The organism is Pseudochrobactrum sp. AO18b, from assembly GCF_000409565.1.
GTDB classification, from domain to species: Bacteria; Pseudomonadota; Alphaproteobacteria; order Rhizobiales; family Rhizobiaceae; genus Pseudochrobactrum; species Pseudochrobactrum saccharolyticum.
On the sequence record NZ_ANNO01000300.1, the window covers coordinates 1 to 6,406 of the forward strand.

Below are 6,406 nucleotides of genomic sequence, written 5' to 3' on the forward strand. Positions count from 1 at the left end.
CGCGCAAATAACGTCTGATTTCTTTATAGAGCGATTGCTTCACTTTCATTCCGTGGCAGACAGGCTTTTCTGAAAGCGGCCTGAAACGGTTTGAAAACGGCGCGCAATGAATTATCAGCAGTTCGTGCGCAGAAATGCACAATGCTGAAAGCAACTGTTTCTCCGGAGAGTACAATGCTCCGCAGATTTTCAAGAGGGGTTTCCCGTGTCACGCAGTTCATATCTTTTCACCAGTGAATCGGTATCCGAAGGTCATCCGGATAAGGTTTGCGATCGTATTTCCGATGAAATCGTAGACATGATCTACAAGGAAGCACGTAAAACCGGTGTTGATCCGTGGTCTGTACGTATTGCCTGTGAAACCCTTGCCACTACCAACCGCGTCGTGATTGCCGGTGAAGTGCGTGTGCCGGACACATTCCTGAAAAAAGACAAAGCCGGTGAAATTCTGCTCGATGCCAAAGGTCATAAGCAGATCAACCCTTCCCGCTTCCGTTCCGCTGCCCGCAAAGCCATCCGTGAAATCGGCTATGAACAGGAAGGCTTCAACTGGCGCAATGTGAAAATCGACGTGCTGCTGCATCCGCAATCGGCGGATATTGCGCAGGGCGTTGATAATGCTGCCGACCGTCAGGGTGAAGAAGGTGCGGGCGATCAGGGCATTATGTTCGGTTATGCCTGCCGCGAAACACCGGATCTGATGCCGGCACCAATTTATTATGCCCATAAAATTCTTGAGCTGCTCTCCGCCGCCCGCCACAAAGGCGAAGGCGACTATGGCAAGCTCGGCCCTGATGCCAAAAGTCAGGTCACAGTGCGCTATGCCGATGGCAAGCCTGCGGAAGTCACACAGATCGTGTTATCGACCCAGCATCTGGATGCTTCATGGGATTCCGCGAAAGTCCGTCAGGTCGTTGAGCCGGTAATCCGTGAAGCGCTCGGTGATCTGCCGATTGCTGCGAACTGCAACTGGTACATCAATCCAACCGGTAAATTCGTCATCGGCGGACCGGACGGTGATGCCGGTCTGACCGGACGTAAGATCATTGTTGATACTTACGGCGGTGCAGCCCCGCATGGCGGCGGCGCATTCTCCGGCAAGGACACGACCAAGGTTGACCGCTCCGCAGCCTATGCCGCGCGTTATCTGGCCAAGAATGTGATTGCTGCCGGTCTTGCCGACCGTTGCACCATTCAGCTGTCCTATGCGATCGGCGTTGCCCAGCCGCTCTCGGTCTATGTTGACCTGCATGGCACCGGCAAAGTCGCCGAGAGCGATGTGGAAACAGCGTTGCGTCAGGTCATGGATCTGTCGCCAACCGGTATCCGCAAACATCTCGACCTTAACAAACCGATCTATGCCAAGACCGCATCCTATGGCCATTTCGGCCGCAAAGCCGGTCGCGACGGCTCTTTCTCCTGGGAAAAGACAGATCTGGTCAAAGCACTGAAAGCTGCGCTTAAGGTCTGATTTCATTCTCCATATTCCGGATTTCAGGGCACCATGTTTCTCTCATGGTGCCCTGTTTCTTTAACAGCCACACAAAAATCAGTAGACTTTCCGTCGCTGATTATGTGTAAAGCGGCTTATTCCGATTATCTGAACCATAAAGAAACGTGCCGATGTCTGATACTGAACGCAACTGTGACCTCAAGGATGAAGCCATGAGCGCAGAGTCCTCTGAACAACAGCCACGCGGCTCACGTGCGACGGAAGCTTTTTATGGCCGCCGTAACGGCAAACCTTTGCGCCCGCATCAGCGTTTTCTGCGCGAAGACCTGTTGCCGCAGCTCAAACTCGATCTCCTTAGCCCTGCGCCGCAGGATCTGCGCACGCTGTTTATGGCCGATGTTTCCAAAGTGCGTATGGAAATCGGTTTCGGCGGTGGTGAACATCTGGTGCATGAAGCCACCCGCAAACCGGAAGCCGGTTTCATCGGTGTTGAGCCTTTCGTCAACGGTATGGCGAAAATGCTTGGCGCACAGGATGCCAATCCGCTGCCAAACCTGCGTCTTTATGATGACGATGCCACACTGGTGCTGGACTGGCTACCGGATGCATCGCTCGACGGCATTGATCTGTTTTATCCTGATCCGTGGCCGAAAAAGAAACATTGGAAGCGCCGTTTTGTCAGCCAGAAAAACCTCAGCCGTTTCGCCCGCGTGCTGAAACCCGGCGCTTTGTTCCGTTTTGCCTCCGACATTGATACATATGTCAACTGGACGCTGCAACATTGCCACGACCATGGTGCATTTGAATGGCAGGCACAAAGTGCTGCCGACTGGCATACACCTTATGAAGCATGGCCGGGTACACGCTATGAAGCCAAAGCTTTCCGTGAAGGCCGTCAGGCTGCTTACCTTACCTTTATCAGACGATAATTCGTCCTCAAGGACAAGGCTTGTCACAGGCGGCTTTTTTCTGTATAGTTGCCTCAAATTCTTGGTCGGTAGAACAAGAGTGGGTCCCACCGGTCCCGCTCTTTTTTGTTTGGTACACACTGAAAACTGAGCAGACTGCCACCGGAAATCCTATTGCACGTATTTTAAGGAATACAGGGTGAACGAACAAACACAACAGGACCAGATCATTACAGCGCTTGACGCGACACAGGATGAACCACGCATTATCCGTGAAACGGGTATTGATGCAAAAGTGGCATCGCTGATCGAACCTGCGATTAATGCTGCGGGTTTCCGTCTTGTGCGCGTGCGTCTTTCCGGCCTCAACGGCCTCACCCTGCAGATTATGGCTGAGCGTCCGGACGGCACCATGACCGTTGAAGATTGCGAAATTGTCAGCCGTACCGTTTCTCCGGTTCTCGATGTTGAAGATCCGATTGACGGCAAATATCACCTTGAAATTTCCTCACCGGGCATTGACCGCCCGATGGTGCGCAAATCTGACTTTTCCAACTGGCAGGGTCATATTGCCAAACTTGAAACCTCGCTGATCCATGAAGGCCGCAAAAAATTCCGCGGACGCATCATCAAGGTTGAAGCTGAGACTGTCACTCTCGAAACCGATCAGGCCACTTACGGCGCGGAAGCTCAGACCACAATTCCTTTTGAGCTGATCGCTGATGCAAGACTGATCCTGACCGATGATCTGATCCGTGATGCGCTGCGCAAAGACAAAGCTCTGCGCGAAGGCCGTATTCCGGGCGACGAATTGAGTGATGAATTCAATCTGGACAGCGGCAATGCCGATGCTCCGGAGAGCGATAAAGACAACTAAGCATTTCACGGGCGAATGACTTCATTTGCTTGTCATGATAATGCGACAAAACAAAAAAGCTTTCGCACCCAGAAGCAAAAAACGGGTGCTGCACCAAGGAGAGACCAATGGCAGTCAGTGCAAACAGGCTAGAGCTTCTTCAGATCGCTGATGCGGTTGCGCGCGAAAAATCCATTGACCGCGAGATCGTGATTGCAGCGATGGCCGATGCCATTCAGAAAGCTGCCCGCTCCCGTTATGGTCTGGAAACCAATATCCGCGCGGATATCAATTCCAAGAGCGGTGAAATCAAGCTGCAGCGTCTGCTTGAAGTGGTTGAAACTGTAGAAGATTACGCCACACAGATCGCTCTGGAATCCGCACGTGAACGCAATCCGGATGCACAAGTAGGCGATTTCCTTGCCGACCAGCTGCCGCCAATGGATTTCGGCCGTATTGCTGCCCAGTCCGCCAAACAGGTAATCGTACAGAAAGTGCGCGAAGCTGAGCGTGACCGCCAGTATGACGAATTCAAAGACCGTCTGGGTGAAATCATCAACGGTACTGTCAAGCGCGTTGAATATGGCAATGTGGTTGTTGATCTCGGCCGCGGTGAAGCCATTGTCCGCCGCGATGAACTGATCCCGCGTGAAGCATTCCGCTACGGCGACCGCATCCGCGCTTATGTCTATGATGTCCGTCGCGAACAACGCGGCCCGCAGGTATTCCTGTCGCGTACCCATCCGCAATTCATGGCGAAACTCTTCACCATGGAAGTGCCGGAAATCTACGACGGCATTATCGAAATCAAATCGGTTGCCCGTGATCCGGGTTCGCGCGCCAAAATGGCCGTTGTGTCCCGTGACAGCTCGATTGATCCTGTCGGCGCCTGCGTTGGTATGCGCGGTTCCCGCGTTCAGGCCGTTGTCGGCGAATTGCAGGGCGAAAAGATCGACATTATTCCTTGGTCGCCGGATGCAGCGACTTTCATCGTTAACGCCTTGCAGCCTGCGGAAGTGGCCAAGGTTGTTCTGGATGAAGATGCAGAACGTATCGAAGTTGTAGTACCTGATGATCAGCTGTCGCTGGCCATCGGCCGCCGCGGTCAGAATGTGCGCCTTGCCTCGCAGCTGACCGGCTGGGACATCGATATTATGACGGAAAACGAAGAATCCGAACGTCGCCAGAAAGAATTCACAGAACGCTCTGCTTTGTTCATGGAAGCGCTGAATGTGGATGAAATGGTTGGTCAGGTTCTGGCTTCCGAAGGTTTCGGTTCGGTTGAAGAAATCGCCTATGTCGAAAGCGACGAAATCGCCTCGATCGATGGTTTCGATGCTGATACTGCTGCCGAAATTCAGGATCGTGCGAAAGAATATCTGGATCGTCTCGAAAGCGATCTGAATGATCGTCGTCTTGAACTGGGCGTCAGCGACGAATTGCGCGATGTACCGGGTCTGACCAGTGCAATGCTTGTTGCAGTCGGTGAAGACGGCGTGAAGACCATGGATGATTTTGCCGGTTATGCGGTAGATGATCTCGTGGGCTGGCGCGAGCGTAAAGACGGCGAAACTGTTACTCATGCCGGTGTTCTGACACCGTTTGAAGTTTCCCGCACAGACGCAGAGCAGATGGTTCTCGCAGCCCGCCTTAAAGCAGGCTGGATTACAGAAGATCAGCTGGAAGAAGCTGCCAATGAACTGGCTTCGACAGGCGTTGATGAAGAGCAGGCAGATGCTTAATCAGCATCTTGCAACTGCCGCTCGCGCGGGCGGATTTTGATGTCCGCGCATCGGCATCTACAGCAATTTCAGGAAAAGTGGAAACCGGTTTTCCGTCCGAAATTGCGTCATAAAAACGGAAATAATGCCTGTGTCAGCTTTTTTGATACAGGCCTGTTTTCCGACAAACTGCATACAGCCGGAACCGCTCGGTTTACGGCTGTCTTGCGCACACATATTGCAGGGCTTCTTGCCCTTGCACTCATATTAAAGTAGAAAACAGTTCCTCTCCACCGGCGCTGTTTTCGAGCGAAGTGGAGTTCTGGTTGAAACCGGATAAAAACGACAGGACCTGTATTGTTACGCGCGAGAGCGGCCCGGCTGTAGATCTCATCCGGTTTGTGGCTGCACCCGACGGTAGTGTTGTACCGGATCTGAAGCGCAATTTACCCGGACGCGGATGCTGGATTAAAGCAGAACGGCATATTGTTGATGAAGCGGTTAAACGCAAACTGCTGCCCCGCGCACTGAAAACGCAAGTTTCGGTGCCGGCGGATTTGGGCTCTCTGGTCGACAGGCTATTGACAAAATCCGCGCTGGGCAGTCTAGCACTGGCCAGAAAGTCCGGTGCTGTGGTGACAGGATCGGCGAAAGTTGATTCTGCTGTGCGTACCGGCCGCGTTACAATGGTGCTTCATGCGACAACAGCGGCTCCCGACGGCATCCGAAAGCTGGATCAGGCGCGTCATGCGAGGAAGATGGCAACCGGAGCAGATATAAAAGCCTATTCCCTTTTTACAGGGGATGAAATGGATTTGGCATTTGGCGGCGGAAATGTAATACATGCCGCCGTGATTGAAGGAACGGCAGCAACCGGGTTCGTCACGCGGGCGCTTCAGCTGCATAAATATCGCGGCGAGAGCGCAGCGAACTTGGAAAATCTGGCAGCCACTGCTGCGAAGGAAACGGAATCAGAATGAGCGACAGTAATTCAAACGACGACAAGACGCTGAGCGTCGACACAAAAAAGACGCTGACCATCAAGCGGCCAGGAGTCGAACAGAGCACTGTACGGCAAAATTTCAGCCACGGACGCAGCAAGTCGGTTGTTGTTGAGACGAAAAAACGTAAGTTTACCCGTCCTGACGAAAAACCTGAAGCTGCAGCCGCTCCGGCTCCTGTTCAGCCAGTTGCACCGGCTCCGACACCGGCACAAGCTGCTCCTGCTCCGGTTGCTGAAAAGCCGGCCGTGATTGCAGATGCGCCTAAGCCTGCACCTGTTACAGAAACTGCTGCGCCTGTTGCAAAAACAGAAAGCGCACCGGTTGCTCCGCAGGCTGCCAAGCCTGTAGAAGCCGCAGTTGCAAAACCTGTTGCACCTAAACCTGCAGCGCCTGCTGCTGCCCGTCCGGCAGCACCGGCTGCTACACCCCGTCCGGGTGCCCCTGCGGGCAATCGTCCGGCCGGT

General features: G+C 53.5%; 6 protein-coding genes. All 6 read left to right on the top strand.

Features of this window, described 5'->3' with window-relative positions; translation table 11 throughout:
* Window positions 1-205 precede the first annotated feature (205 nt).
* On the top strand, window positions 206-1,471 hold the full coding sequence (gene metK, locus A918_RS0112150; RefSeq protein ID WP_022711334.1) for a methionine adenosyltransferase: 1,266 nt from the start codon (window positions 206-208) through the stop codon (window positions 1,469-1,471).
* Window positions 1,472-1,665: 194 nt separating this feature from the next.
* The gene (locus A918_RS0112155) at window positions 1,666-2,382 is read left to right on the top strand and encodes a tRNA (guanosine(46)-N(7))-methyltransferase TrmB (protein ID WP_028233731.1); all 717 of its coding nucleotides are present in this window, start codon (window positions 1,666-1,668) and stop codon (window positions 2,380-2,382) included.
* 178 nt (window positions 2,383-2,560) lie between these two features.
* Window positions 2,561-3,238 carry a ribosome maturation factor RimP gene (gene rimP, locus A918_RS0112160; protein ID WP_022711336.1) on the top strand — a complete coding sequence of 226 codons (678 nt, stop codon included), beginning with the start codon at window positions 2,561-2,563 and terminating at the stop codon, window positions 3,236-3,238.
* A 107-nt stretch (window positions 3,239-3,345) separates the two neighbouring features.
* Window positions 3,346-4,959 carry a transcription termination factor NusA gene (nusA, locus tag A918_RS0112165; RefSeq protein WP_022711337.1) on the top strand — a complete coding sequence of 538 codons (1,614 nt, stop codon included), beginning with the start codon at window positions 3,346-3,348 and terminating at the stop codon, window positions 4,957-4,959.
* Window positions 4,960-5,264: 305 nt separating this feature from the next.
* Window positions 5,265-5,918, top strand: a complete 654-nt coding sequence (locus tag A918_RS20325; RefSeq protein ID WP_084664797.1) for an RNA-binding protein — start codon at window positions 5,265-5,267, stop codon at window positions 5,916-5,918.
* The coding region (locus tag A918_RS21340; protein WP_028233732.1) for a translation initiation factor IF-2 associated domain-containing protein at window positions 5,915-6,406 on the top strand (492 nt) is incomplete at its 3' end. The genes A918_RS20325 and A918_RS21340, both read left to right, overlap by 4 nt.

Bases quoted from the DNA above. Each gene is read 5' to 3' on its own strand.
- A918_RS0112155 (WP_028233731.1), top strand. From the start codon at position 1,666: ATGAGCGCAGAGTCCTCTGAACAACAGCCACGCGGCTCACGTGCGACG.
- nusA (WP_022711337.1), top strand. From the start codon at position 3,346: ATGGCAGTCAGTGCAAACAGGCTAGAGCTTCTTCAGATCGCTGATGCG.